Source organism: Bacteroides mediterraneensis, from assembly GCF_025993685.1.
Taxonomy (GTDB): domain Bacteria; phylum Bacteroidota; class Bacteroidia; order Bacteroidales; family Bacteroidaceae; genus Phocaeicola; species Phocaeicola mediterraneensis_A.
Map to the genome: position 1 here is coordinate 3,991,373 of NZ_DAJPEN010000001.1, position 26,575 is coordinate 4,017,947.

Annotated in this window: 22 protein-coding genes and 1 pseudogene; 20 read left to right on the forward strand and 3 right to left on the reverse strand. The window is 47.5% G+C overall.

Features of this window, described 5'->3' with window-relative positions:
- Window positions 1–34: 34 nt before the first annotated feature.
- Window positions 35–1,132: an AAA-like domain-containing protein gene (locus OIM59_RS16975; RefSeq protein ID WP_299168066.1), complete on the forward strand. Its 1,098-nt coding sequence runs from the start codon at window positions 35–37 to the stop codon at window positions 1,130–1,132.
- Here the strand turns inward: OIM59_RS16975 and dprA are convergent.
- Together dprA and OIM59_RS16985 are read right to left on the reverse strand one after the other, a co-directional pair.
- Window positions 1,117–2,229, reverse strand: a complete 1,113-nt coding sequence (dprA, locus tag OIM59_RS16980) for a DNA-processing protein DprA (protein WP_303897845.1) — start codon at window positions 2,227–2,229, stop codon at window positions 1,117–1,119. The two genes, OIM59_RS16975 and dprA, sit on opposite strands and share 16 nt — an antisense overlap.
- On the reverse strand, window positions 2,226–2,630 hold the full coding sequence (locus OIM59_RS16985) for a thioesterase family protein (protein ID WP_022353072.1): 405 nt from the start codon (window positions 2,628–2,630) through the stop codon (window positions 2,226–2,228). Before OIM59_RS16985 ends, dprA begins: the two co-directional genes overlap by 4 nt.
- A gap of 58 nt (window positions 2,631–2,688) precedes the next feature.
- Between OIM59_RS16985 and OIM59_RS16990 the strand changes: the two genes are divergently transcribed.
- The 7 genes from OIM59_RS16990 (at window position 2,689) to OIM59_RS17020 (ending at window position 10,309) form a co-directional block, all read left to right on the forward strand.
- Window positions 2,689–3,627, forward strand: a complete 939-nt coding sequence (locus OIM59_RS16990) for a tRNA-dihydrouridine synthase family protein (RefSeq protein WP_303897847.1) — start codon at window positions 2,689–2,691, stop codon at window positions 3,625–3,627.
- A gap of 101 nt (window positions 3,628–3,728) precedes the next feature.
- The gene (locus tag OIM59_RS16995) at window positions 3,729–4,247 is read left to right on the forward strand and encodes an RNA polymerase sigma-70 factor (RefSeq protein ID WP_148329468.1); all 519 of its coding nucleotides are present in this window, start codon (window positions 3,729–3,731) and stop codon (window positions 4,245–4,247) included.
- Window positions 4,248–4,321: 74 nt separating this feature from the next.
- Window positions 4,322–5,131, forward strand: coding sequence for a FecR family protein (locus OIM59_RS17000; protein WP_299168078.1), 810 nt, complete (start codon window positions 4,322–4,324; stop codon window positions 5,129–5,131).
- Window positions 5,131–7,731: a TonB-dependent receptor domain-containing protein gene (locus tag OIM59_RS17005; protein ID WP_303897850.1), complete on the forward strand. Its 2,601-nt coding sequence runs from the start codon at window positions 5,131–5,133 to the stop codon at window positions 7,729–7,731. Before OIM59_RS17000 ends, OIM59_RS17005 begins: the two co-directional genes overlap by 1 nt.
- Window positions 7,732–7,785: 54 nt before the next feature.
- Entirely contained in the window at window positions 7,786–8,766 is a 981-nt protein-coding gene (locus OIM59_RS17010) for a DUF4249 domain-containing protein (RefSeq protein ID WP_299168081.1), read from the forward strand.
- A gap of 37 nt (window positions 8,767–8,803) precedes the next feature.
- On the forward strand, window positions 8,804–9,667 hold the full coding sequence (locus OIM59_RS17015; RefSeq protein ID WP_022353066.1) for a hypothetical protein: 864 nt from the start codon (window positions 8,804–8,806) through the stop codon (window positions 9,665–9,667).
- Between the two features lie 27 nt (window positions 9,668–9,694).
- The gene (locus OIM59_RS17020; RefSeq protein WP_299168086.1) at window positions 9,695–10,309 is read left to right on the forward strand and encodes a hypothetical protein; all 615 of its coding nucleotides are present in this window, start codon (window positions 9,695–9,697) and stop codon (window positions 10,307–10,309) included.
- A gap of 222 nt (window positions 10,310–10,531) precedes the next feature.
- Here OIM59_RS17020 and OIM59_RS17025 read toward each other — a convergent pair whose 3' ends face one another.
- Window positions 10,532–11,803 (reverse strand): DUF2851 family protein, encoded by a 1,272-nt coding sequence (locus OIM59_RS17025; RefSeq protein WP_299168088.1) that lies wholly within the window; start codon window positions 11,801–11,803, stop codon window positions 10,532–10,534.
- 83 nt (window positions 11,804–11,886) lie between these two features.
- On the opposite strand from OIM59_RS17025, the gene dapB reads away from it, so the two are divergent.
- From dapB to OIM59_RS17085, 12 genes and pseudogenes are all read left to right on the forward strand, one after another.
- Window positions 11,887–12,642: a 4-hydroxy-tetrahydrodipicolinate reductase gene (gene dapB, locus OIM59_RS17030; protein ID WP_303897854.1), complete on the forward strand. Its 756-nt coding sequence runs from the start codon at window positions 11,887–11,889 to the stop codon at window positions 12,640–12,642.
- Between the two features lie 2 nt (window positions 12,643–12,644).
- Window positions 12,645–14,069: a S26 family signal peptidase gene (locus OIM59_RS17035; protein WP_303897856.1), complete on the forward strand. Its 1,425-nt coding sequence runs from the start codon at window positions 12,645–12,647 to the stop codon at window positions 14,067–14,069.
- Window positions 14,070–14,073: 4 nt separating this feature from the next.
- Entirely contained in the window at window positions 14,074–14,991 is a 918-nt protein-coding gene (gene lepB / locus OIM59_RS17040) for a signal peptidase I (RefSeq protein WP_299168094.1), read from the forward strand.
- A 14-nt stretch (window positions 14,992–15,005) separates the two neighbouring features.
- Window positions 15,006–15,656, forward strand: coding sequence for a WbqC family protein (locus OIM59_RS17045; RefSeq protein WP_299168096.1), 651 nt, complete (start codon window positions 15,006–15,008; stop codon window positions 15,654–15,656).
- 65 nt (window positions 15,657–15,721) lie between these two features.
- Window positions 15,722–16,396, forward strand: coding sequence for a rhomboid family intramembrane serine protease (locus OIM59_RS17050; protein ID WP_299168099.1), 675 nt, complete (start codon window positions 15,722–15,724; stop codon window positions 16,394–16,396).
- Window positions 16,371–17,264, forward strand: coding sequence for a rhomboid family intramembrane serine protease (locus tag OIM59_RS17055; protein WP_303897858.1), 894 nt, complete (start codon window positions 16,371–16,373; stop codon window positions 17,262–17,264). The genes OIM59_RS17050 and OIM59_RS17055 overlap by 26 nt, the downstream gene beginning before the upstream one ends.
- A complete protein-coding gene (locus tag OIM59_RS17060; RefSeq protein WP_303897860.1) occupies window positions 17,261–18,319 on the forward strand; it encodes an endonuclease/exonuclease/phosphatase family protein in 1,059 nt (352 codons plus the stop codon). Before OIM59_RS17055 ends, OIM59_RS17060 begins: the two co-directional genes overlap by 4 nt.
- 15 nt (window positions 18,320–18,334) lie before the next feature.
- A pseudogene (locus OIM59_RS17065) lies at window positions 18,335–20,430 on the forward strand (M3 family metallopeptidase).
- 205 nt (window positions 20,431–20,635) lie between these two features.
- Entirely contained in the window at window positions 20,636–23,635 is a 3,000-nt protein-coding gene (gene secDF, locus OIM59_RS17070; RefSeq protein WP_299168106.1) for a protein translocase subunit SecDF, read from the forward strand.
- A gap of 260 nt (window positions 23,636–23,895) precedes the next feature.
- Window positions 23,896–24,471, forward strand: a complete 576-nt coding sequence (locus OIM59_RS17075; protein ID WP_303894447.1) for a hypothetical protein — start codon at window positions 23,896–23,898, stop codon at window positions 24,469–24,471.
- Entirely contained in the window at window positions 24,458–24,814 is a 357-nt protein-coding gene (gene tnpB, locus OIM59_RS17080) for an IS66 family insertion sequence element accessory protein TnpB (RefSeq protein ID WP_303897395.1), read from the forward strand. The genes OIM59_RS17075 and tnpB overlap by 14 nt, the downstream gene beginning before the upstream one ends.
- Window positions 24,815–24,891: 77 nt before the next feature.
- Entirely contained in the window at window positions 24,892–26,466 is a 1,575-nt protein-coding gene (locus tag OIM59_RS17085) for an IS66 family transposase (RefSeq protein WP_299170862.1), read from the forward strand.
- Window positions 26,467–26,575: the final 109 nt, after the last annotated feature.

Consider the following 26,575-nt stretch of genomic DNA (forward strand, 5'->3'; position numbering starts at 1 on the left):
TTTCGTATCTTTGCTATATACATACGCAAAGCCTATGAAACCTGTTCCCAAATTTTTCAATACAGCCGGCCCGATGAAGCCGGAGCTGCATTACTGCATTGACCCGCTGACACGCTTTGACTTGGAGGAAATAGAGTCGCTCATCCGGCAGAACAAGTATTTCATTCTTCATGCGCCACGCCAGACGGGGAAGACTTCGTGTCTGCTGGCCTTACGTGACTACATCAACAAGCAGGGGGAATTTTATGCCGTGTATGCCAATGTGGAAGGGGGGCAGGCTTTTCGAAATGATGTGAAAACGGTGGAGAGTCGTGTAGTGGGTACAATAGCGGAGCGTGCTGCGATGACACTGCAATCAGATTTGCCTCGTGATTTGTTTCATAAAGTAGCTGCCAGTCCGGAGCAGGACCGACTTGCTTTGTATTTAAAGATGCTTTCAGAAGCATTGGACAAACCTTTACTTTTGTTTATAGACGAGATTGATGCATTGGTAGGCGATTCGCTGGTGAGCGTGTTGCGTCAGCTTCGCAGTGGATACGACTTGCGGCCTCAGGCATTTCCGCAGAGTATTATTCTGTGTGGGGTGCGCGATGTGCGTGACTATCGGATTGTGTTGTCGAATCAGGATATTGTGACGGGTGGTTCTGCGTTCAACATCAAGGCTGAATCGCTTCGTTTGGGGAATTTCTCCCGTGAAGAGATTCATCAGCTTTATATGCAGCATACGGCGGCTACGGGCCAGGTATTTGATGAGGCTTGTTTCCCGCAGATATGGGAAGCCACAGAGGGGCAGCCGTGGCTGGTGAATGCGTTGGGCTATGAGGTGACAATGAACATGCGTGAGAACCGTGACCGGAGTGTGCGGATTATACCGGAAATGATGTATCGTGCGCAGGAACGGCTGATTTACCGTCGTGATACGCACATCGATATACTGATAGACAAGCTTCGGGAAGAGAGGGTGAGAAATGTAATCGCTCCGATTCTGGCCAACGAGGACGGAGAGGTGGAGCAACACCTGAAAGACGACGACATCCAGTATGTAGTGGATATGGGCTTAGTGGTGCGTGACAAGCCTCTGCGTATTGCAAATGCCATTTATCGTGAGGTGATAAGTCAGGCTAACTTGTAAACTCCTCCTGCCAAAGCGCGGACCACGCCTTTCATCTCCAGATTGAACAGCAGGCTGGTCATGCGGTTGATGGCGATGTTGGTCTCCACCACAAGCGTGTTGACCTGAATACCGTCGGGGTGTTTCTTTAAATGAGTGACCACCTGTTCTTCTTCGGGTGTCAGTTCCGGGAAAAGCTGGCGCTGGACCACCTGTGGCACAACGGGGGTATGGTCCCAGTTCATGGCTTTTACTACGTCTTCTGCGCTCTGTATCAAGGCAGCGCGGTTTTTTTGTATCAGCACGTTGCAGCCCGTGGAGTAGGTATCGCCTACACGGCCCGGAAAGGCGAAGCAGTCGCGCTGGTAGCTCTCGGCAATTTCCGCTGTAATCAAAGAACCTCCCTTGGGACCGGATTCCACTACGAGGGTGGCGTCGCTGAGCCCGGCTACGATACGGTTGCGCTTCACGAAGTTTTGCCGGTCGGGATTGGTGCCGCTCATGAACTCGGTGAGTAGTCCGCCCTGTGTCAGCATCTCGGCAGCGGTGCGGCGGTGTACGGCGGGATAGATGCGGTCCAGTCCGTGAGCTAGTACGCCGACGGTGTCGAAGCCGCGGGAGAGGGCTTCCCGGTGGGCGTGAATATCAATGCCGTAGGCCAGTCCGCTTACAATCAGTGTGTCGGGCAACAGAGTGCTGAGTTCCTGCATGAACCGCTGGCAGAGCGATTTGCCGTAGTCGGTGGCGTTTCGGGTACCCACGATGCTCAGAATGTGCCGGCTGTTCAAGTTGGCCGAGCCTTTGTAGAACAGCACGAGCGGGGCGTCGGGACATTCGCGGAGGCGGGAAGGGTAAGCTTCGTCGTCTTCGGTCAGGCATTGAATCTGGTGTTTCTGTGCAAACGACAGTTCAGCTTCGCACACGCGGAACACTTCGGTGTGCTGGAAGGCGGTGGCTATCTTGGGCGACAGGCCGGGGATGAGGGCCGGCAGTTCGCGGGTATGCTCGAAAAGCATGGTGGCACTTCCGGCAGCCTGAATCAGGTGGCGGGCGCTTACCAGGCCGATGCCGGGCAGAAGGGGCAGGGCCAGACGGCAGAGGAGTTCTTTTTCGTTCATTTCAGGTAAGGCGCAAAGATTTCATTGAAAAGGGGACTGTCACCCAGTCGTCCGTTAATGACACACACGGTCTCTACGGTCGATTTGATGACGGGTTTCAGGTCGGGCAGACGGTAGATGTCCTGTACAAAGACGTATTTGATGCCTTCCTTGCGGAGAGCCAGCCGGGAAATAAACTCGTCGCCGCTGGTTAGCGGGGTCTTGAAGGCCATGTTCAGGCGGGCTACCACGGGGTCGATGCCTTGCTGGTGGAGCTGGGCGAAACTGACGCCGACAGAGGTCAGAAACTCATGGCGGGTATGCTCGATGTAGTGCTGGTAATTCGCGTTGTTGACAATTCCTTGCAGGTCGCATTCATAGTCGCGGACCTTCATTTTCAGTTCAAAGATGTAATTCTCCATGCGGGTGAGATTTATGTATTTCTACAAAGATAAGGAATTATTCCTATATTTGCGGAATATGAAAGAGAATGTACCGGTAATTTATGCGGCCCCTTTGCAGGGCTTTACGGAAGCGGCGTGGCGCAATGCCCATGCGCAGTGTTTTGGAGGTGTGGAGGCTTATTACACGCCTTTTGTGCGGTTGGAAAAGGGAGTCATCCGCAACAAGGACAGGCGAGACGTGTCGCCCGACGAGAATACGGTGCCTCGGCTGATTCCCCAAGTAATTGCCTCGGAACCGGAGGAGTTGCGACAGCTGACGGATTTCCTGACAGGACTGGGCTATCGGGAGCTGGATGTGAACATGGGCTGCCCGTTCCCACTGATTGTCCGCCGTGGAAAAGGAGCGGGTATCTTGTCCTCTCCGGAGAAAGTGGCGGCTTTGTTGGAGACGATGAAGGCCTTTCCGGAGATACGTTTCTCGGTCAAGATGAGATTAGGAGGACAGGAACCCAACGAATGGAGAGCGCTAGTGCCGTTGCTCAACGGTTCGTGTGTGACGCAGGTCACACTGCATCCACGTATCGGGAAGCAGCAATACAAGGGAACGGTCGACCGGGAGGCGTTCCGGGCGTTCTATGAGGCTTGTGAGCTGCCGCTGGTATATAATGGCGATTTGCAGACGGTGGCCGACATCCGGGAGGTGTTGGAAGCCTTTCCTCGGCTGAAAGGGGTGATGCTGGGAAGAGGCTTGCTGGCCAATCCGTCATTGGCCCTTGCTTTCCGGGAAGGAGAACTGTCGGAGGGCGAGTTAAAGGGGCGAGTAGCACAGATGCACCGGCTGATGTACTTGTACTACTATCGGGTGATAGAAGGTGGAGAAGCGCAGCTGCTGGCCAAGCTGAAGACCTGCTGGGAGTATCTGCTGCCGGACTTGGACAAGAAACGGCGGAAGGCTATCTTGAAGAGCAATCGTCTGGACGGGTATCTGCGGGCAGTGGAAGAGGCGTTGCGGTGAAAGGTATGAAGAACTGAAAAGACTTAACTTTTTTTACAGAAGTAGGATGGTGATTTTGGTATTTCCATCTGTCTCTATTTGAAATGGAAATCGATTTGCACATGGGAAGAGACAGATTAAATATAGATGAGTTGTTCAAGTTTTATTATAGACCTTTGTGTTTGTATGCCACACATTATGTACAGGACGTAGAGACGGCCAAAGATATCGTGCAGGATTGCTTTTCGTCTTTGTGGGAAAAGATGAATGATGAAAAGTCCTGTGAGGTAAGTAATATGAAGGCTTATTTGTATGTGATGGTGAAGAACCGTAGCTTGGATTATTTGAGTCAGGAAAATCTGTTCAAATCGGGAGTCTCGTTTACGGATTTAGAGGAAACCCTGTTGGATGAGGAGGTGGAGGAACGGAGTGTGATGGAGGCGCGAATGTGGACCGCCATAGATGCCTTGCCTGAGCGTTGCCGTGAGGTCTTTCTTTTGCATAAACGGGATGGCCTGAAGTATCAGGAGATTGCTGAAAGGTTTCATATTTCGGTTCATACAGTCGACAGTCATATTCAGAAGGCATTTCGTTTGATACGTGAGGGGGCATATAAAGTCTATCTATTTCTCTTTAACTAAAATTCAGGGTTTTCACGTAGTGATTTTTGGGGTTTCTATTGTCACAGGATTGAACGTATAATATCACCAGAAACATGAATGAATTAGAAGAAAAATGCCTTCGTTTTGTGTTGAGGCATTATCAAAAGAATAAATTGGACACACGGCAGGCTTTGAAAGTTTTCAAGGAAAAGCATGGAGTGGTTGGAAGGGCAGGCGGAAAGAACCGGTATTTCCTGACCTTATCCGGGCTGGCTGCGGCTATATTGTTGGCGTTTATTGTCTGGGTGGGCATATCTACTGAGAAGCAGTGGACAGAATTGGCAGCATACGAGCATGCAGTAAAGTACCAGTTGCCGGACAGTTCGGTCGTTACGGTATATCCTTATTCCTCTATTTGTTTCCGTACAAAGGATTACGCAAAGGTATGTCGTGAAGTGAAATTGACGGGGAAAGCTGATTTTAGGATAAAAAGAGATTGTACTCGTCCGTTTAAAGTAATAGGAAAGTTGGCTGAAGTTCAAGTGTTGGGTACTTGTTTCGTAATGGATGAAAGCCGTGCGGATACCGCATGGGTTCAGGTGGAATCGGGAAAAGTACGGTTTTCTGTACTAGGTCAGTCGGAAGGTGTAGAACTTCTGGCTGGAATGGAGGCACAAGTGGTAAAAGGTCAGCATGTTCCGCAAATCGTTCGTCGTCCAGATTCTGTAAAGAAAGGAAGTTTTGTATTTGAGAATACTCCTCTTCCGAAAGTACTTGCAGAGCTATCCCGTTATTATGGGGTAAAGCTGGTAGCCGACCGGACAGACAAACGGTTGACAGCCAGTTTCGATGCACACAGTCTGGACGAAATCATCGAGATAATAGAAAAAGTATTAAAAGTGCATATTAAAAAACAAGTATGATGAGTACCTTGTGGACTGTGGCGGCTGTTTGTTTGTGTGTAGGGGGGTATCCTCGTTCAGAAACTTCTGAATTGAAGAAAGCAATCGTACAAATGCAAGACTTGTATCACGTGAATTTCGTCTATGATTCTTCTTTGGAAGTGATGCGGTTATCTGGCATTTTTTCTTCTGGTAAGTCATTGAAGGAGAATCTGCAAACTGTCTTTTCCGGAACCGGAATCAAATGGGAGATAAAAGGCAGCTATGTCTTGTTGTTTAAATCGAGTCAGTACACTTTTTCAGGCCACGTGTGTCAGGATAATGGGGAATCACTCCTTAATGTCACGGTGTATGACCAGAATATGCATATTGGTACCTTGACGGATGAACATGGCTTTTTTAGTTTGACACTGCCGGAAGGAAAGCATACTTTGCGTTTCTCTTATGTAGGTTATGAAGAGGTGGTGAAAGAACTGGAACTGCGTTCAGATTATTCTGGCACGATTTATTTGAAGGAAAGTTCCACTGCATTGGAAGGGGTAGTGGTAACGGCCGATTTGAATACTTCTCTTTTTACGACTCAGACTGGAAAGGTTTCGTTGACTCCAGCACAGTTGAATACGGAATTTTCATTGTTCAGTTCACCGGATTTAGTCAAGGCGATTCAGCAGCTTCCCGGGGTATCTGCTGGCACGGAACTGCTCTCCGGCCTTTATGTACATGGGGGAAAGAATGATGAAAACTTATTCTTATTGGACGGCATGCCTCTCTATCAGGTGAATCATTTTGGAGGATTGTTTTCTGCATTTAATACGGATATAGTGAAGAATGTGGATTTTTACAAGAGTGGTTTCCCGGCACGTTACGGAGGGAGGCTTTCGTCTGTGACAGATGTCCGTATGAAGGAGGGGGACTTAAAGAAGTTTCACGGTACGGTATCGGTGGGGCTGCTGGACGGAAGACTGCGTTTCGAAGGGCCTGTCATAAAGGAAAAAACCTCTTTCGTGTTCGGTATGCGCCGGAGCTGGTTGGACGTGCTTTCTGCTCCTGCTTTGCGGATTGCCAATCGTTTCTTTCCCGAAGAAGACATCAATGCCCGTTATGCTTTTCATGATATCAATGCGAAAATCACACACCGGTTTTCCAATGAGAGCAGACTTTCTTTTAGTGTGTATTCTGGAAGAGATTTGTTTAAAATGAAGGATAAACAGCTTTTCCCGTCAGGAAATCCGCTCCATCAAGAGAAAGAACAGACCACGGATGAATACCATATCCGATGGGGAAATCTTTCTGCCGCGTTGTCATGGAATAATCAGTTCAATCATAAACTGACCGGTAATTTTTCTTTGGTATATGCCCGTAATCTGTCTAAGTACGACTTCAGGTCAGATGATAGTTTTGATAAAGGGGAAGATGATAAAGAATATTCTGTGGACCGGATGCAGAGGGACAGTTATTCTACTATTGATGACGTAGGTTTTCGCATGGATTTTCATTACCTTCCTACGGCGAATCATCATGTGCGTTTCGGAAGCGATTACTTGTATCATATCTATTGTCCGCAGCATACGTTATCACAGGATATAAGAGGTACGGAGGAAATGACGGATACGTTATTGTCATCCGTAGAGAGCCATTACAAGGGGAATGAATTCTCTTTTTATGCGGAAGACGATATGAGGCTGACCCGGAAACTGCGGATAAATCTGGGGGGACGTTATACCATGTATCAGGTTTCGGGAGTGGTATATCATTCGCTGGAACCGAGAATATCGGCAAGCTATCGTCTGTTCAGTCGTACCACTTTGAAAGTTTCCTATACCGAGATGAGTCAGTTTGCACACCAGTTATCCAATTCTTATTTAAACTTGCCGACCGATTGTTGGGTCCCTTCTACCTCCCGTATACGTCCTATGCGTTCGCGACAGGTGGCAGGTGGTGTGTACATGGAACTTCCGTGGAGGTTGCGCCTGGAGGTGGAAAGCTATTTCCGTACTACCAGCCGAATGTTGGAGTACGAGGCGGGAGGCAGTCTTACATTGCCTGCCGGAAACTGGGAGCAGGTGGTACGGGTGGGAGACGGCAAATCGTATGGGTTGGAAACATCGCTGGTGTATCATGATGAGCGGAACCTCTTTCAGGCTGGTTATACTTTGTCATGGAGCAAGCAAAAGTTTGATGACTTTTATTCCGGTTGGTATCCCAGCAAGTTTGACAATCGTCATAAACTGAATCTAGTCTATCGTCGTAAATTCAGCCGTCGAATGGATGTATATGCAGCGTGGACTTATCGTAGTGGTGACCATGCGACAGTTCCTACACAGTATGTGGAAAATCCTTGCCTGCCCGGTACCTCGCAACTGTCGGACTTAGAGCCGATGTATGGAAAACCTAACAATATTACTTTGCCTGCCTACCACCGGCTGGATGTGGGTATCAATTTCCGGCGGACTACCAAGCGGGGATTCGAGCGAATCTGGAATGTGAGTATCTATAATGCCTATTGCCGTATGAATCCTTTTTATACTAAGATAGAACGGCAGGCCAACGGAAGTTTCAGAGGAAAGGCTATCGGGCTGTTCCCGATAATTCCTTCTTTTAGCTACACTTTAAATTTCTGAATCGGCATGCATTGGAATGTCATTGATTATAACAAATTTCTAAACATTGTATTTATGCATTTAAACAAACAGAATCTCATAATAATACTTGCAGCCTTCAGTCTGTTTTCATCTTGCGTGTATCATTTTGACTTGGATGAGATTTCAGAGGTTCCTAAGTTAACGGTATATAGTTATCCGGGAAGTGGCGACACTACGGTGGTACGTCTTTCGCACAGTCTTCCGGTTCATGATAAAGGCAGAAAGATGTATGGATTAAAGGGTAGGGACATCCGCCTGGAAGTGAATGACATTGCTGTTCCTTTGTGGTGGACAGAGGATTCCTTGCCGGGAGTTCCCGCCAAAAGTTATTATGTGGTACAGTCCTATGAGACGGGCGACCGTGTCCGGCTTACAGCTTCGGTAGAAGGGGTGAAAGCGGTGTCTGCCTTTACTATTATTCCTGCTCCTTTCCCTTTAAACACTGTCAAAATAGAACGAAAATCCTCTGAGTTGAATGTGCTCCAGCTTCAGATAAATTTTACCGATTATGCAAAAACTGAAAATTACTATGCGGTAACGGTCAAAGAAAGGGTAAAGTATTGGAAAGAGGGGACTTCGGAGGTGCATTATGGCAAACCGTCTTCTGCTTATATGGACTGGAGTGATGAGCCAATGTTGGATGCTTCTTCGGGTTTGGATGACATTTTTATGGGAAACTATGCGTACTATCAGAATCTGTATTTTTGGAGCGATGAGAAAATTCAGGGAAAGAATTACACACTTCGCCTGAATATGACTTACATACCTGATTACAAGACTTCTATTCAAGATGAAACTTTTATAAACAGAAAGCAATATAAGGTTTATTTATATAGTCTGTCTGAAGAGTTCTACCGTTATTTGAAATCACTTAATGAGCAGAAGAATAATGAACTGGGTAATGTGGAGTTGGCTCCCATGCGGGCTACTTACACCAATGTGGAGAACGGTTTCGGATTGGTCGGTGGTTGCAGCTTGCGGCAAACGGAGTGGATGGATAGTTTAAAAGAGTGAGTTGTTATTTATTTGTTAAACACTAAAATTTAGATTTATGAACAAAAGTTTTTTATTTGCGGGATTGGCATTGTGTTTGATGTCTTCTTGCTGTCAGGAGTTTGATGTAGATAATCTTGCTGAGAGTCAAGTTAATTCTCGAACTTTGTCTTGTTTGGATATGCTAGAATTTGAAACTAGGTCCGATTTTGACCATGCAGTACTTAATGTTGAATATTATGTGGATTCGATAAAAAAGAATTTCCGGTTTATTTCGCTATACGATGAATATGAAAGAGCATGGGATTTATCTGACAAGTATTATGAGTCGGAAGAAAAATATCAAGAATTTAAGAAAATGTTTCCTGGATTGTATTTCCCGGAGTATAAAGACGATTATTCTTTCTTTTTACCTGTTAGGAATGAGGCTGTGGCAAAATTGTTGAATAATAAAGGTTATGTGAAGATTGGTAATAAAGTAGTGGATATTACTGATATTAAAACTCCGGAAGATTTGCTTGAACTAAGATTGCTAGCTCCAGATGATGCTATAACTTATTCTGTAGATCATAACACAGAATTTGAAAATAATATACCAGAACAAGCTGATGGGGATCGAAAATTTTGGCTTAATACTTATGCGGGTAATTTTGTTAGGATGGAAGCTAATTTTAGAAAAAAGTCAGTTTTTGGACGATGGAGAAATTATAAGTCGAAAACGACTTTAGTAGGTTCTTTGTATTATGCTTCAGGGGTTGTTCATTTTCCTATAACCTCATCTCAAGATAAAAAAGGACCGCACGTATATGAGGCTTTCCCTGGAGGTGTAGGTGCATATTATCCATGTCATGGTACTTTTACTATTGATTATCAAGGCTTAGGAAAATTTAAATTTAAAGTAAATAAACAGAAACCAGATTGAAAATAATAACGCTAATTCGAAATCTGTATGAAACGATTATCTTTTTTCTTATTCCTTTTCTTTTTATGGATGACAGTTCGTGCACAGATGCTCCGTTCTTCAGGCCTGATGCTTTATGGAGGGAAAAATACTGTAAACTACCAGATGGCTTCACCGGAGAAAGGATTGCCGCCTTTCGATTTGGCAAACTCCCGTTTGAGGGCTGATTTTACTTTGGGCGCCGGATACCGCTGGCGGCTGAATCGTCCGGATACCGGCTGGTTGTTCGACTTGTCGTTATCGGCAAGATATGGCCGCTACAGCTATGGATTCCGTTATCTTTCTTCTGACGTGCATACGACGTATGTGGGCGGGGAAGGAATCCGTAATCTGTGGTCGGCATCTTTTGCTGGAAGTGTGGGACGGTACCTGTTTCGAGGATTGAATCTGTCGGTAGGAGTGGAGCCTACTTTTTATTTTTATGACAAAAGTTTCTTCGACTTGCCGGTATTTGCAAGATTGGCGTATGACTTCAGATTCATGGAAGTGGCTGTGCAATACAAATGGGGTATGACAAGGAAGTTCAATATGCCTCCTTTCTTGCGTAATCGACTTTCAGGCTGGGAGTGTTCGGTCTATATTCCTTTGTCAGGACGGAAATGATTTTTTCCCGAAAGGGATGGCTGGATTCTCTGTAAATTTCTGTAATATGTTGAGAAATATAGCTTTATTTACTTTCAGTACTTCCTTGGCAGTACTGGAGTACTTCCATGAAAGTACTGTAGTACTCCAAGGAAAGTACTGGAGTACTGCCGAGGAAGTACTGAGAGACTGACTTTGATTGAAATGAAAGAGTCGTGTGTGAAGGGAGAAAATCTTCGGTTCTTAACTTTCTTTTTTCTTGAAATATTCATATCCGATGCGGCAGAACAGGCATTTCTTCGGGTCGCAGTAGTTCTTCTTGAGTTGGATGAGTGCCTGACTGTCGCCGGCATGGGCGGCAGAGAGGCCACATTCCTTCCACAGGCGGATGATGTAATTATTTTCCGGTTTCAGTTGTTCCAGCAGGTTGCTAGCCCGTTCGATGAGCCGTTCTTCACCTTTGTGCTTGCCATAGGCATAAAGGAAAGGCACCACGGTGTTGATAATTAGGAGGTCGATGGAAGCATCGCTGAGAGTCTTCGGACGGGCGGGCGACGGTTCGCCGAATACGTAGTGAGTGAGCCAGTAGAGAGAGGTACCTCCCCGCAACAGGTCGCGCAGCTCTTTCACGGTAGGAGCCAGCAGGAGCTGGGAAAGTATCCCCTGGGAATGATGATAGAGGTTGGCCAGTTGGGCGATGCGCACGTGCGGAAAATTGCCCGGACGCATGCGGAGCATCTTCCAGCGAAGGTGTTCGGAGGGATGCAGTTCGAATTTATGGGCCAGGTAAGCATATTCCTTGGTAAGCTGGGCAGAATAGTCATCGGAAGGGAGTTCCTGTAGCAGACCGGCTTGTCCGAAGAAAATCGCTTCTATCTGGAAAAGATTGTCACGGTGTTTGTTGACGGCCTGTAAGGGAATGGTCTGGGCCCATTGTTCGAAGGCATCGCTGTTGGTGCCGAAACCGAAGTTGCGGGCCAGGGTGAGAAAGAAGGCCTGTTCCCAGTCGCCTTTGCTTTGGGTGAGCTGGGCCTGGATACGTTGTGTCTTTTGCTCGAAACGTTCCGTCTGCAAGCTGGAGAGCCAGCTGTGGAGCAGGAGTTTGGGCAGTTGGGGGATGAGGCGGTAGCAGGCCGGATAGTGACTGGTTTCAATCAGTTCGCGATAGTTCTCCAGCAAATAGGGCGGGTAGTGCAGTTCCATTTGTGGGATGGGTTCGCCATCCGTACGGAAGGTCTCGGCATCGATGTCGGAAGCCACGTGGAGAATCACGGAGTCGTAGGCACGGTCCAAGTGATGCTGGTGGCGTTTCCAGTCGGAGGAATGCACATGGATTTCCACATTGCCCACCCAGAGGATGCCGTCTATCTTGATTTTCGCGTTGAAGAAGTCCGGACCGGCGTCCGTATTGGGAAGTCCGGGGTCAATGACTTCGATAATTTGCCCTTGGGTAGTATGCAGCGGGGTGAGCGGAAAAAGCTTGTGTTTCCATACAAATTGGAGTAGATGTTCCATGTTAACGAGGTGTAAATGTCGGGTAAATGTAATGATTAATACTGAAAAACACTATCTTTGCGAATAAAATTATCAGCAGAATTATGAAAATTGCATTGATTGGATATGGAAAGATGGGAAAGGAAATCGAAAAGATAGCTCTTTCCAGAGGACACGAAATTGTCAGTATCATTGATATAAATAACCGGGAAGATTTTGCTTCCGAAGCATTCCGTTCGGCAGATGTGGCCATTGAGTTCACGGCGCCGTCGGTGGCTTACGGCAATTGCCTGGAGGCTTTTAAGAATGGAGTGAAGGTGGTGTCAGGCAGTACCGGATGGATGGCTGAACACGGGGAGGAAATGCGTCGCCTGTGTCAGGAAGAAGGAAAGACTTTGTTCTGGTCGTCCAACTTCAGCCTGGGAGTGGCTATTTTCTCGGCGGTCAACAAGTATCTGGCCAAAATCATGAACCAGTTCCCGAATTATGACGTATCGATGGTGGAAACGCACCACGTACACAAGTTGGATGCGCCGAGTGGTACGGCTATCACGCTGGTGGAAGGGATTCTGGAAAACCTGGACCGCAAGCACAAATGGGTGATGGGCACGCTGACGGCTCCCGATGGAACCGTGACGGGTACGACCGATTGTGCACCGGATGAATTGCCGGTAAGTGCCATCCGCGAAGGAGAAGTACCGGGTATCCACACTATCAAGTATGAGTCGGAAGCCGATTCCATCGTGATTACGCACGATGCAAAGAACCGTAAAGGGTTTGCTTTGGGAGCGGTGCTGGCTGCCGAATATACAGCCGGACACACCGGTTTTCTGGGTATGAATGATTTATTTCAGTTTTGAGTATGATACAAGCCTCACGTAAACAATGGATAAAGTTCGGCATAGTGCTGGTGCTTTACCTGATTTTCCTGATTTGGTTGAAAAGCTGGCTGGGACTGATTGTGGTTCCGTTCATCTTTGATGCTTATATCTCCAAGAAGATTCCTTGGACATGGTGGAAGAAGTCGACCAACAAGACCGTGCTGACGGTGATGGGGTGGGTGGATGCCATCGTGTTCGCTTTGGTGGCTGTCTATTTCGTCAACCTGTATTTCTTCCAGAATTACGTGATTCCTTCGTCTTCATTGGAGAAATCGTTGCTGGTGGGCGACTACCTGTTTGTGAGCAAGATGAGTTATGGAGCCCGTATCCCGCAGACCCCGCTTCACATGCCGCTGACGCAGCATACGTTGCCGGTGTTCAACTGCAAGTCGTACCTGGAATGGCCGAAATGGGACTACAAACGGGTGTCCGGACTGGGGAAAGTGCAGCTGAACGACATCGTAGTGTTCAACTTCCCGGCTGGTGATACGGTGGCAACCGGCAATCCGGCAGAGGATATCTACCGCATGAGCTATGCCATCGGCAAGCAGCTTTCGCAGCCCATCGACTTGGCCAGCTTGAATGTGGAACAGCAGCGCGAAGTGTATGATTATTATTATTCGGTGGGCCGCAAATATATTGATGAGAATCCGCAGCTGTATGGTAAGGTGATTACGCGTCCGGTAGACCGCCGGGAGAACTACGTGAAGCGTTGCGTGGGACTTCCGGGACAGACGTTGCAGATTAAGGACCGGATTATTTATCTGGACGGCAAGCCGAACAAGGAGCCGGACAATGTACAGTACCGTTATTTCGTACATACCAAAGGCATGCTGCCGGAGGATTTGTGTCATGAGCTGGGTATCAGCAAGGAAGACCTGATGGGGTATTATACGGAGGAATCGGTGTATAACATGCCGCTGACCGAGAAGGCCAAAGCGGCTCTGTTGGCCCGGAAAGATTTGGTGACTTCCATTGAGAATGTACCGGACGACGATGCGGGCGGTCTGTATCCCGACAATAAACTGACGGGATGGACGGTAGACAACTATGGGCCGATATGGATTCCGAAAAAAGGGGCTACCGTGGATTTGACCTTGGACAACCTGCCGATTTATGAACGTCCTATCCGGAACTACGAAGGCAACAGTTTGGAGGTGAAGGACGGAAAGATTTATATCAACGGACAGGAAACTACGAAATATACCTTTAAGATGGATTATTACTGGATGATGGGAGACAACCGTCACAACTCGGCCGACTCCCGTTTCTGGGGTTTTGTGCCGGAAGACCATATCGTGGGCAAGCCGATTTTTATCTGGCTGTCGCTGGATCAGGACCGCGGGTGGTTCAACGGAAAGGTTCGCTGGAACCGTCTGTTCAAGTTTGTAGATTCCATCAAATGAGTGTATGAGCAAAGGAAAGTCCGGATGGGGGTGGTTGAAGGCAACCGGCGTGGCGGTGCTGACCGTCTGGCTGGTGCGGACACTGCTTGTGACGACTTGTGTGATTCCTTCCTCCGGCATGGAGAATTCACTGTACCAAGGGGAACGGATTCTGGTCAGCAAGTGGAGTTACGGGCTGCGCCTGCCTTTCTGTTCACTTTTCGGCTATCACCGGCTGGCAGCTTCCCGTGCAAGGAAAGGGGATATCGTGCTGTTCAACAATCCGCATCCTGAGAATCAGAAGACGGGAATCGAGTGGCGGGAACTGTTCATCAGCCGTTGCATCGGTACGCCGGGCGATACGCTGATGCTGGACGCTGATTTGAATGATGTAGGCGGAAAGGTGCTGAGCCCGGATGCCAAGTCGCTGTATGCTTATCCGGTATCGACGGAGGATTTGATGCTGACGGTACTGTCGGTGCTGGGTCTCAAGGGCAATGCGCTGGTGGGGTATACTTCCGACGGGGGGTATATCCGGAGTTTCAGCCAGTATGAATATTATTTGCTTTCGCAGAAGCTGGAAGGGCGGATTCCGCTGATTCCGCTGGACGAGAAAAACCGTACGGAGGCGCATCCGTATGTGATTCCGGCAAAGGGAATACCGGTGAAGGTGTATCCGTGGAATGTGACGTTGCTGTGCAACACGATTGTAGCGCATGAGCATCAGCCGGCAGAGGTACGTCACGACACGTTGTGGGTGAAAGGAAAGCCGGTAGAGGCGTACACCTTCAGTAAGGACTACTACTGGATGGCCTCGAACGACCCGGTGAATATCTGTGACTCCCGTCTGTTCGGGCTGGTGCCGGAAGACCATCTGGTGGGAAAGGCCTGGCTTATCTGGTATTCTTCCCGGAAGGGACGTTTCGGGCAACGGGTGCAATGACTAAAAGAGAAAAAATGAAAGATGAAGTGATTTTAGGGTCGGCCTATCTGGCTCCCGTGGAATATTATACTAAACTTTTTGCTTATCCTTCGGTGTATGTGGAGCGGTATGACCACTACATGAAGCAGACCTATCGGAACCGCTGCGTGATTGCATCGGCCGACGGCCCGCTGGCATTGACCATCCCGACAGAAAAGGGGGATGACCTGAAATGCTTGATGAAGGATATACGTATTTCCGACCATGGCAACTGGCGGCACGTGCATTGGAATGCTTTTGTGGCAGCTTACAAGCATAGCCCGTTCTTCGATTATTATGCGGATGAGTTCCATCGGTTTTTTGAGCAGAAGTATGCGTTTTTGTTCGATTTCAATCTGGAATTGTGTGAGTGGGTGTGCCAACAGATTGATATGCAGCCCCGGCTGATACCGACCGACGATTATGTGCCGGAGCCGGAGACTGCGGATGATTTCCGGGAACGGATTCATCCCAAGCGGGATTTCCGGGAGGCGGACAAGGATTTTGTGCCGAAGCCTTATTATCAAGTGTTTGACCAGAAACTGGGCTTCCTGCCTAACCTGAGTGTGATAGACCTGCTTTTTGATATGGGGCCGGAAAGCTTGCTGGTGTTGCGTGACTCTATCGGTGTGTGCAATGAATTTTAAGCATACAGATGCGTCCAAACCAGATTTATATTGTACATTTGCAACTGAATCAATGATTTAACAACATGAATAATCTTCCAACAGTAACGAAAAACCTGCTTATTATCAATGTGCTCTGTTTTCTGGGTATGTTTGTGGCCCGGAAATACGGGGTAGATATAGAGAATCTGCTCGGTCTTCACTTTTTCATGGCCTCTGACTTTAACCTGGGGCAGCTCATCACGTATATGTTCATGCATGCCAACTTCTCGCATATCTTTTTCAATATGTTTGCGGTATGGATGTTCGGACGGGTATTGGAACAGGTGTGGGGACCCAAGCGTTTCCTGACATACTACCTGGTTTGCGGTATCGGGGCCGGACTGATTCAGGAACTGGTGCAGTACCTGGAATATGCCATGGTGTGGTCGAACTATACTTCGGTCGATACGGGACTGGGTGTCATTCCGATGGAAGCCTTCCTGAACCAGCTGACCACAGTGGGTGCTTCGGGAGCTGTGTATGGTATTCTGCTGGCTTTCGGAATGCTGTTTCCCAACAGCCAGATGTTCGTTTTCCCTATTCCGATGCCCATCAAGGCAAAATATTTCGTGATTGGTTATGCGGTATTGGAGCTGGTGCTCGGTTTGGGAGGCGGTGACAATGTGGCACACTTCGCACATTTGGGCGGTATGCTGTTCGGCTTGATACTGATTATTTATTGGAAAAAGAAAAATGGCAGCGGACGGATTTATTACTGATTTGAAACGGAAATTCCAGCAGGGCGACATTGCGGTGCGGTTGGTGTACATCAACGTGGCAGTGTTTCTGGCCGTGACGGTGGTACAGATTTTTCTGACCCTGTTTAATGTGCCTTCATCGCCTTGGATGCATTTCCTGGAGCTGCCAGCGTGGACGGAAGCGTTTATCCGTCAGCCTTGGTCGCTGCTGACGTACATGTTCATGCATGCCGGCGTGTTGCATATTCTGTTCAACATGCTGTGGCTTTTCTGGTTTGGACGTTTGTTCCTGATGTTCTTTTCGGGCAAGCACCTGCGTGGACTGTATTTTCTGGGAGGTATCTGCGGCGGACTGCTGTACATGCTGGCGTATAATGTGTTTCCTTATTTTCAGGAAGTAGTGTATTCGTCTTATCTGCTGGGGGCATCGGCTTCGGTGCTGGCCATTGTGGTGGCAGTGGGTGTACGCGAGCCGAACTATCCGGTGCAGTTCCTGTTCATCGGTACGGTCCGTCTGAAATATGTGGCTTTGTTCATGGTGGTGCTCGATTTGCTGTTCATGACTTCCGGCAATGCGGGCGGACATATCGCACATCTGGGCGGTGCGTTGGCCGGATGGGGATTTGCAGCCGGTTTGCAGCACGGGCGTGATGTCACGAAAGGAATCAATGCGGTGTGCGACTGGTGCATGCGGCTGGGACATCCGGTGAAACGCAAGCCTAAGATGAAGGTGCATTATGGAGGACGTCAGGCCGATTACGATTACAATGCCCGCAAGAAGGAACGGGAGGCTGAAATCGACCGGATTCTGGATAAATTGCGGAAGTCGGGATACAACAGCCTGACGGAAGAAGAAAAAAAGAGATTATTTGACGCGAGTAAGAAATGAATATTCTGGGACATACAGTAAAAGGGGTGCTTCTGCTTGCGAATATCGGGGCGGGAGCGGGATTCCTGTTGTGTGCGTATAGCCCTTCTTTGTCGCCTGTAGCCCATCCGGTGCTTTCGTGTGCGGGACTGTTTTTCCCTTTTTTATTGCTGGCTGTACTGGTGTTTGTACCAGTCTGGCTGTTTTATTACAGACGGTTTTTGTGGGTACCGCTGGCCTTTCTGCTGTTGGGTGGAGGGGCTATTGTGACGTACTGTCCTTTTCGCAGTGCACAGGAAACGGCAGACGGAGAGGTGTTGAAATTCTTGACGTATAACGTGATGGGGATGCAAGGGGATGCAGAAGATGAATCTCATCCGATACAGACTTATATCCAGCAGAGTGATGCCGATGTGGTATGTCTGCAGGAATTCCGTTGGGATGAGAAACAGATGAAAAAAGCGTTTCCAATGTATCCTTACGTGCGGAGTCTGGATGTGGGAAATGGGAACCGGATGGGATGTCTTTCACGTTTCCCTATTCTTTCGGCACGGCCGATATCGTATCAAAGCGGGACGAACGGGAGTTTTCTTCTTCAGTTAAAGATGGAAAAGGATACCTTGACGGTGGTATGCAACCATTTGGAATCGAACAAGTTGGATGCACACGACAAAGAGGTGTATGAAGGATTGTTGAAATCGCCGGATGAACAGAAAGTCAAATCGGACGGGAAGTATCTGATTCGGAAACTGGCGGATGCGGCGGTGATTCGTGCTCCTCAGGCAGATTCTGTGGCTCAGGTCATCTCCCGGGAGGCTACCCAATATTTGCTGGTATGTGGCGATTTCAATGATTCGCCGATTTCGTATGCCCATCGTACCATCGGAAGGGGATTGACCGATGCCTATCGTGCGGCGGGATGGGGGCCGGGGTTTTCTTATAACCGGAATTTCCTGTATTTCCGCATCGATCACCTGTTTGTGAACAAGGGCTTCCGGCCTTTGAAATGCCGGGTGGATAATTCCATTTCGGCTTCCGACCATTATCCGCTGTGGTGCCTGGTAGAGAAATTATAACCTGATAAAAACAATATGATGAAGAATTTAATTTTTGCAGCCGCTATGAGTTGTATGGTATGTGCCTGTGGACAGCAGGCAGCTGATACGGACAATCCGTTTCTGACTGAGTTTGAAACGCCTTATGGCACGCCGGATTTCAACCGGATTAAGGTGGAGCATTATGAACCGGCCTTTCTGAAAGGCATTGAGCAGCAGAATCAGGAAATCAAGGCTATTGTGGAGAATCCGGAAGAACCGACTTTCGAGAATACCATCGTGGCATTGGATAACAGTGGAGAAATCCTGGCTCGGGTGAGTGGGGTGTTCTTTGCTTTGACTGAAGCCGATACGAACGATGAACTGATGGCACTGGAGGGCAAAATCGCTCCGATGTTGTCTGAACACAGTGACAATATTTTCCTGAACCAGGATTTGTATAAGCGGGTAGCTGCCGTGCATGCACAGGAGGAGGCCGGAAAAATCACGCTGACCACAGAGCAGCATTATCTGCTGGATAAATATTACAAGGAATTTGTCCGTTCGGGTGCGGGACTGGATGCACAGAAACAGGAGCGTCTGCGCGAAATCAACAAGCAGCTTTCTACACTGACCATCGAGTTTGGCAATCATGTGTTGGCCGATAACAACGATTATCTGCTGGTGGTAGACAAGAAAGAAGATTTGGCCGGTCTGCCGGAAGCGGTGATTGAAGGAGCGGCTCATGAAGCAAAAGCGCACGGGAAAGACGGGAAATGGGTATTCACTTTGCAGGAATCCAGCCGTACGCCGTTGCTGCAGTATGCACAGAACCGTGAGTTGAGAAAAAATATTTATCAGGCTTATACCAGTTTGGGCAACCGGGGCAATGCCAACGACAACAAGGACGTGTTGAAACAGGTGTTGGCACTCCGTCTGGAAAAGGCACAGCTGATGGGATTCAGTAACTATGCGGAATACCAGTTGTCCGACAACATGGCCAAGACACCTCAGAATGCGCTGGATTTGCTGTATGGATTGTGGAAATATTCCATCAAGAATGCCGAGGCTGAGGCTGCAGAGCTCCAGAAAATCATGGACCGTGAAGGAAAAGGCGAGAAATTGGAAGCATGGGACTGGTGGTATTATGCCGAGAAACTCCGTCAGGAAAATATAGTCTGAACGAAGACGAAATCAAGCCTTATTTCAGTCAGGAAGACGTGTTCAACGGTTTGTGCATGGTAGTGAACAAGCTGTATGGCATTACCCTTACTCCGTGTGATTCTATCTCGGTGTACAACAAAGATGTGAAAACTTACATTGTGAAGGATGCGGACGGCTCGCTCCTGGGGGTGTTCTACAGTGACTATATGCCACGTGCCAGCAAGCGGAGCGGTGCCTGGATGAGCAATTTCCGTGAAGAACAGGAAGGTGTCCGCCCGTTGATTTACAATGTGGCCAGCTTTACCAAACCGGCCGGTGACATTCCGTCATTGCTGACCATTGATGAGGCTCGTACGATGTTCCATGAATTCGGACATGCCCTGCACGGTTTGCTGACACAGTGTAAGTATAAAGGTGTATCCGGTACCTCGGTGGCACGTGACTTTGTGGAACTTCCTTCGCAGATTATGGAACACTGGGCTGTGGCTCCGGAAGTGCTGAAAATGTATGCCAAGCATTATAAGACCCGTGAGGCCATTCCGGATTCTTTGATTGCCAAGATTGAAAACCAAGCCTTGTTCAACCAGGGATTCATGACGACTGAGTTGCTGGCTGCGGCTATTCTGGATATGGAAATGCACAGTCTGACTACCATGGAAGGCTTTGACGTACTGCAGTTTGAAAAGCAGCTGATGGATAAAATCGGCCTGATTCCGCAAATCGCACCTCGTTACCGTTCTACCTATTTCAATCACATCATGGGTGGCTATGCAGCCGGATACTATTGTTATCTGTGGGCAGAACGCCTGGATACGGATGCATTTGAAGCATTCAAGGAACACGGACTGTTTGACCAGGCTACAGCCACTTCCTTCCGTGAGAACATCTTGGAAAAAGGTGGTTCCGACGACCCGATGAAGTTGTATGTCACCTTCCGTGGGGCAGAACCTAGTATCGAACCGCTGTTGCAGGCACGTGGATTGAAATAAAATGTCTGAATTACAGGGAGTATCCTGTACTTTATAAATAAAAGAAGGAGCTATTGCTTAATTTTTGCAAGCGATGGCTCCTTTTTTAGGCTCTATGGCTTAAATATTTACAATCGTTTCCGCATATCTAATGAAAAAAAACTATATTTGCAACCTTGAATAAACGTATCAAATTTTAAAAGTAAATATAATAAATTAAAGTAACATGCAAAACAAAGGATTTGTAAAGGTTTTTGCGGTATTACTGACCCTTGCGTGTGCTTTTTACCTTTCATTCTCATTCGTTACACGTTATCAGATGAACAAGGCGGCTGAGGACCCGAAGGGTTCGGCACATTACCTGGATTCCATGCAGAATCAGAAGGTGTGGTTGGGGATTTACACGCTGAAACAATGTCGTGAGATGGAAATCGGGTTGGGTTTGGACCTGAAAGGTGGTATGAACGTCATTCTGGAAGTTTCCGTACCGGACGTAGTGAAGGCGTTGGCCGACAACAAACCGGATGAAGCCTTTAACAAGGCTGTGGCTGAAGCTGCCAAATTGCAGATTAACAGTCAGGAAGATTTCGTGACCCTGTTTGTCAGAGAATACAAAAAACTGGCTCCGGAAGGCAAACTTGCTGAACTTTTTGCCACCCAGCAGTTGAAAGACAAAGTGAATACCCGTAGTACAGACGCAGAAGTTGAGAAAGTATTGCGCGAGGAAGTAAAAGCTGCCGTAGACAACTCTTACAATGTTTTGCGTACACGTATCGACCGTTTTGGTGTGGCTCAGCCGAACATCCAGACACTGGAAGGAAAGATGGGCCGTATCATGGTGGAACTGCCGGGTATCAAGGAACCGGAGCGTGTGAGAAAACTCTTGCAGGGTTCTGCCAACTTGGAATTTTGGGAAACTTTCGAAGCAAAAGATATCGTGCCGGTATTGGCTTCTGCTGATAACCGCGCCCGTGGCTTGCTGAACAACGAGGCTCCTGCTGATTCTGTACAGGCTGAAGCCGATACGACTGCAGTGGCTCAGGCTTCTGCCGTTTCTGCCAAAGACAGCTTGACGGCTGCCCTGAAGGGAGAGACACCGGCTGCTTCCAACGCCGATATGGAACAGATGAAAAAAGAACATCCGTTGTTGTCTGTACTGCAGCTGAACCAGAGCGGAGTAGGTTGTATCGTAGGTTATGCCGATTATAAAGATACAGCCGATGTGAACCGTATCCTGAACATGAAGGCCGTGAAGGAAGTGATGCCGCGCGACCTGAAACTGATGTGGGGTGTAAGAGCTTCTGATTTGGATAAGAGCGGACGTATTTTTGAGTTATATGCTATTAAATCTACCCAACGTAATGGTCGTGCGCCGTTGGAGGGGGATGTTGTTACAGATGCTCGTGATTCCTATGATCAGTATAACAAACCTTGTGTAACGATGGCTATGAATACGGAAGGTGCTCGTCGTTGGGCGCAATTGACTAAAAAGAATGAGGGCCGTGAAATTGCTATCGTATTGGATGGATATGTATACAGTGCCCCACGTTCTAACGGTGAAATTGCTGGAGGTCATTCTGAGATTACAGGTAATTTTACTCCAGAGCAGACAAAAGACTTGGCCAACGTGTTGAAATCCGGTAAGATGCCGGCTCCGGCACATATCGTACAGGAAGACATTGTAGGTCCGTCTCTGGGACAGGAATCTATCAACCAGGGTATCGTATCCTTCATCGTGGCTTTGATTGTCCTGATGGCTTACATGTGTGTGATGTACGGATTCATTCCGGGTATGGTGGCCAACGGTGCGTTGTTCATCAACTTCTTCTTCACACTGGGTATCCTTTCCTCTTTCCAGGCTGCCTTGACGATGTCCGGTATCGCCGGTATGGTGTTGTCACTGGGTATGGCCGTGGATGCGAACGTATTGATTTATGAACGTACGAAAGAAGAGCTTCGTGCAGGCAAGGGAACCAAGCAGGCTTTGGCCGAAGGTTACAAGAACGCGTTTTCTGCCATCTTCGACTCTAACTTGACTTCTATCATCACAGGTGTTATCCTGTTCAACTTCGGTACCGGTCCGATCCGTGGTTTTGCCACTACCTTGATTATCGGTATCCTCTGTTCGTTCTTCTCAGCCGTGTTCTTGACTCGTCTGGTTTACGAACACTTCATGAACAAAGACAAATGGTTGAACCTGACATTCACTACAGGCGTTTCAAAGAACCTGATGCAGAATGTACACTATAACTTCATGGGTATTACCAAACGTTCGTTTACGATTTGGGCGATTATCATTGTAGTATGTATCGTTTCTTTCTTTGTACGCGGACTGGCACAGAGTATCGACTTCACCGGTGGACGTAACTTCGTGGTTCAGTTTGAACAGGTGGTACAGCCGGAAACCGTACGCGACCTGCTGCAGCCGAAAGTGGGAGATGCCAACGTACAGGCCATTGCCTTGGGTACAGATGGAAAGACTATCCGTGTGACTACCAACTACCGCATCAACGAAGATTCTCCGACAATCGATGCCGAAATCGAAGAGTTCCTTTACAATGCATTGAAAGAAGGTAACTTGCTGGGCAAGGGTACTACGCTCGAAATCTTCATCGACCGTGATAACCGTGCCGGAGGTTCTATCATCAGTTCTCAGAAGGTAGGTCCTAGCATTGCCGACGACATCAAGACATCCGCTATCTGGTCGGTTGTACTGGCTCTGATTGCCATCGGTGTGTATATCCTGATTCGTTTCAGCAACATCGCCTTCAGTATCGGTGCTACGGTGGCATTGATGGTAGATACCGTATTGATTATCGGTGCCTACTCCTTGTGCTACGGATGGATGCCGTTCTCTCTGGAAATTGACCAGACGTTCATTGGTGCCATCCTGACGGCCATCGGTTACTCTATCAACGATAAGGTGGTTATCTTCGACCGTGTGCGTGAGTTTATCGGTCTGTATCCGAAACGCGAACGTGCCCAGCTGTTCAATGACTCATTGAATACGACTTTGGCCCGTACCATCAACACTTCTTTGAGTACCTTGATTGTGTTGCTGAGTATCTTCATCCTGGGTGGTGACAGCATTCGTAGCTTTGCATTCGCCATGATTCTGGGTGTGGTAATCGGTACATTGTCTTCTTTGTTCGTGGCTGCTCCGGTAGCTTACCTGACTATGGGACACAAGATGCCGAAGCAAGTAGGTGAAGTAGAGGAAGCATAATAAGATTCTGATATAATGTTTGAAGAACGGCTGTTTTCCGCGTGAAGACAGCCGTTTTTTTATGCGTTCTTTCGTGCTGGAAAACGCCTTTGCGTTTGTCCTTAAACGCAAGGACGTTTGTCTTCAAACGCAAGTGCATTTAAAGTAAAACTCCCTTACGTTCTCAACCAAACGTAAAGGAGTTTCAAATGTACAACCGTCCGCGATAGCGTCTTGTAGTCTGCCTGTAGTAATTCTAACTTTGCCATAAAATTTTAGATATGGTAAAAATAGAATACTACAGGCAGATTTTTTCTGCTTTTAAAGAATTATGTTCATCTGGCAAACAATCATGCTCCTTTCGTGAATATTGCCGCGGGCATGGTGTCAATTATTACAGGATGTATCTGATATTGAAGGAAGAATACACAAGCTTGAATGATGTTCCCGGATATACAAGAGGAAGTTGTCTGAAGTTTCGTTGTTCTCAGGCTTACGAAGAATTTAAGTCCCTCTGTGCCGATGGCAGACAACCGGGACGCTTTATTGATTATTATAAAGGTTTTGGAATAACAAGGAAACAGATGAAGGACTTTCTGTGGCGCAACAGACTCCGTGTTTCGGATTTGCCCGGATATACAAGTCCCCATACATGTCGAAGTTCCCGGTATAAGGAAATACCTTTTGAGGATGTGATATTTGAGGAAGCCGGTTTTCTTCCTGCAGAAAGCTGCAATGTGATTACTGTCAGGGTAGATGGCAATGTGGAAGTAAGCTTTCCGGAAGATACGGACTTGTCTGTTATTGCGAAGTTTATCCGTAAAATGGGAAAGGAGGTCACTCATGTGGAGCCTTGATTCATGTCTGCATCTGTGGGTCTGTCAGCATCCTGTATCCATGCGTTATGGCATCCGTGGTCTGACACAAATGATATGGTCGTGGAAAGGACATTCTCCGGCTTCGGGGAATGTATATGTGTTTTTCTCACAGGACCGTAAGACCATGAAGGCATTAAAATGGGACGGCGACGGTTTTTTGATGTACACTAAAAGACTGTCCCAAGGGCGTTTCCGTGAGGTGCTGAAAAACGGTGATGGCAGCGTCCGCAGGTTTCAATGGGATGACTTCTACATGCTGATGAGGGGGCTCACACCTGTAAAAGTAACTGTCGAAGAACGCTTTAGAATGGCTGCAAGGTAGTATATATAATATTGATAATCAAATAATTAAATCTATAAGAAGTTGCATAAATCCGCCTTTTTTCGTAACTTTAAAGCATGAAAAAGGATGAACTGATAGAACTTTTGCAACGCCAGAACGGCTTCCTTCAGGGCAAACTGGAGGAAGCCTTATCATCTGTCCGTTCACTGACTTCAGCCAACGAGAGACTGACTGCCACGGTTGAAGAACTGAGAAAGCAGATAACCTCTCTGGAGGAAACTCTCAAAGGAAAGGACATTGAACTCAGCAAGGAAAAAACTGTCCGTCAGGCAATGCGCCGTCTGCAGGAATCTCCCTCGGAAAGACAGACCGGACAGATGCTCCCCAAATCTGATGTTCCTGAACAGAAGATACAAAAGAGACATACAAACAACGGTGCGAAGAAAAAGACACATCCGGAATGTGAGATTGAAACCTTTGATGTAGAACCTGACGACCCGGGGTTTGATCCGGAACTGGCCAGATATATGTGTACATGCGATGTCGTGCGTTATTCAATGGTTCCCATGCGCTTTATCAAGACAATCTATAAGGTCAAGAAGTATGTTCAGAACGGTACAATCTTCAAAGGTTCTGTTCCGGCAACTCCGCTGCTGAACTCCCAATACACTTCCTCTTTTATCGCAGGTCTGGCGGAGTTGCGCTATCTGCACGGAATGCCGCTTGAAAATGCGGTAGAATACTTCCGCTCACACGGCTTCGATCTTGATAAGGGTACCGCCCGGAAGCTTGTCAGCAAAACCAAGGTTCAGCTTGAGAACCTTTATAAGGCTCTTGCAAAGGCAATCCTTGAGGACAACTATATCTGTGGTGATGAGACTTATCAGAAAGTACGTCTGCAGACAGTCACTGATTCAGGGAAGAAAATAAAGAAAGGATATATCTGGGTGTTTGTCGGTATGACCACAGGTCTGGTGTATTTCTTTTATGATGACGGATCACGTTCGGCTGAAGTCTTTGAAAATGAAATAAAAGGATTTAACGGAGCCTTCCAGTGTGACTTTTACTCCGGATACCGTCATATCGGAATCGGCAATCTGAAAGGAATAAAAAGACTTCCATGCCTGCAGCATATAAAACGGAAGTTTCTGGATATAAAGGATAGTACTATTGCCCAGCAAATGGCCAAGCGCTTCGGCCTATTGTATCACTTCGAGCATAAACACAAAACAGGAAAGGACGGATGGACTGACGAGGACCACCTTCAGTGGAGGCAACGCTACTCAAAAGTGATGATTGAAAAAATCTACAGAGGATTGATTGAGATTAAAGACCGTCCGGGGATACCTCCTGATGATTCTCTTAATGCCGCCGCCGATTATGCGCTGAAACAGTGGCATGAAATACCGGCAATCTTCTCTTCTCCTAAATACAGGCTTGACAACAATGAAGTTGAACGAATAAACAGGTATATATCACTGACACGAAGACGTCTGACAATAGGCTCTCATACAGGAGCCGAAGTGGCGGTGTTATACCACTCATTAGCCATAACATGCCATAGATGTGGAATAAACATCTTTGAATACTTCTGCGACATTATAGACCGTTGTGCCGCATGGCCTCCTAATACTCCTATAGATAAATATCGTGATTTGCTTCCGGATAGATGGAAGAAGATGAAAAGATAGCCGCCCAAAAATCTGGAAGGCTATCTTTTTATGTGGTGAACGCTATCGCGGACGGTTGTACTTTCAAATCAAACGTGAGGACGTTTTTTATCGGGGATGAAAAAAGGTT

What these genes read in the sequence shown, in the direction of transcription:
- OIM59_RS16975 (WP_299168066.1), top strand. Translation starts at nt 35, where the DNA reads ATGAAACCTGTTCCCAAATTTTTCAATACAGCCGGCCCGATGAAGCCG.
- dprA (WP_303897845.1), bottom strand. Translation starts at nt 2,229, where the DNA reads ATGAACGAAAAAGAACTCCTCTGCCGTCTGGCCCTGCCCCTTCTGCCC.
- OIM59_RS16985 (WP_022353072.1), bottom strand. Translation starts at nt 2,630, where the DNA reads ATGGAGAATTACATCTTTGAACTGAAAATGAAGGTCCGCGACTATGAA.
- OIM59_RS16990 (WP_303897847.1), top strand. Translation starts at nt 2,689, where the DNA reads ATGAAAGAGAATGTACCGGTAATTTATGCGGCCCCTTTGCAGGGCTTT.
- OIM59_RS16995 (WP_148329468.1), top strand. Translation starts at nt 3,729, where the DNA reads ATGGGAAGAGACAGATTAAATATAGATGAGTTGTTCAAGTTTTATTAT.
- OIM59_RS17000 (WP_299168078.1), top strand. Translation starts at nt 4,322, where the DNA reads ATGAATGAATTAGAAGAAAAATGCCTTCGTTTTGTGTTGAGGCATTAT.
- OIM59_RS17005 (WP_303897850.1), top strand. Translation starts at nt 5,131, where the DNA reads ATGAGTACCTTGTGGACTGTGGCGGCTGTTTGTTTGTGTGTAGGGGGG.
- OIM59_RS17010 (WP_299168081.1), top strand. Translation starts at nt 7,786, where the DNA reads ATGCATTTAAACAAACAGAATCTCATAATAATACTTGCAGCCTTCAGT.
- OIM59_RS17015 (WP_022353066.1), top strand. Translation starts at nt 8,804, where the DNA reads ATGAACAAAAGTTTTTTATTTGCGGGATTGGCATTGTGTTTGATGTCT.
- OIM59_RS17020 (WP_299168086.1), top strand. Translation starts at nt 9,695, where the DNA reads ATGAAACGATTATCTTTTTTCTTATTCCTTTTCTTTTTATGGATGACA.
- OIM59_RS17025 (WP_299168088.1), bottom strand. Translation starts at nt 11,803, where the DNA reads ATGGAACATCTACTCCAATTTGTATGGAAACACAAGCTTTTTCCGCTC.
- dapB (WP_303897854.1), top strand. Translation starts at nt 11,887, where the DNA reads ATGAAAATTGCATTGATTGGATATGGAAAGATGGGAAAGGAAATCGAA.
- OIM59_RS17035 (WP_303897856.1), top strand. Translation starts at nt 12,645, where the DNA reads ATGATACAAGCCTCACGTAAACAATGGATAAAGTTCGGCATAGTGCTG.
- lepB (WP_299168094.1), top strand. Translation starts at nt 14,074, where the DNA reads ATGAGCAAAGGAAAGTCCGGATGGGGGTGGTTGAAGGCAACCGGCGTG.
- OIM59_RS17045 (WP_299168096.1), top strand. Translation starts at nt 15,006, where the DNA reads ATGAAAGATGAAGTGATTTTAGGGTCGGCCTATCTGGCTCCCGTGGAA.
- OIM59_RS17050 (WP_299168099.1), top strand. Translation starts at nt 15,722, where the DNA reads ATGAATAATCTTCCAACAGTAACGAAAAACCTGCTTATTATCAATGTG.
- OIM59_RS17055 (WP_303897858.1), top strand. Translation starts at nt 16,371, where the DNA reads ATGGCAGCGGACGGATTTATTACTGATTTGAAACGGAAATTCCAGCAG.
- OIM59_RS17060 (WP_303897860.1), top strand. Translation starts at nt 17,261, where the DNA reads ATGAATATTCTGGGACATACAGTAAAAGGGGTGCTTCTGCTTGCGAAT.
- secDF (WP_299168106.1), top strand. Translation starts at nt 20,636, where the DNA reads ATGCAAAACAAAGGATTTGTAAAGGTTTTTGCGGTATTACTGACCCTT.
- OIM59_RS17075 (WP_303894447.1), top strand. Translation starts at nt 23,896, where the DNA reads ATGGTAAAAATAGAATACTACAGGCAGATTTTTTCTGCTTTTAAAGAA.
- tnpB (WP_303897395.1), top strand. Translation starts at nt 24,458, where the DNA reads ATGTGGAGCCTTGATTCATGTCTGCATCTGTGGGTCTGTCAGCATCCT.
- OIM59_RS17085 (WP_299170862.1), top strand. Translation starts at nt 24,892, where the DNA reads ATGAAAAAGGATGAACTGATAGAACTTTTGCAACGCCAGAACGGCTTC.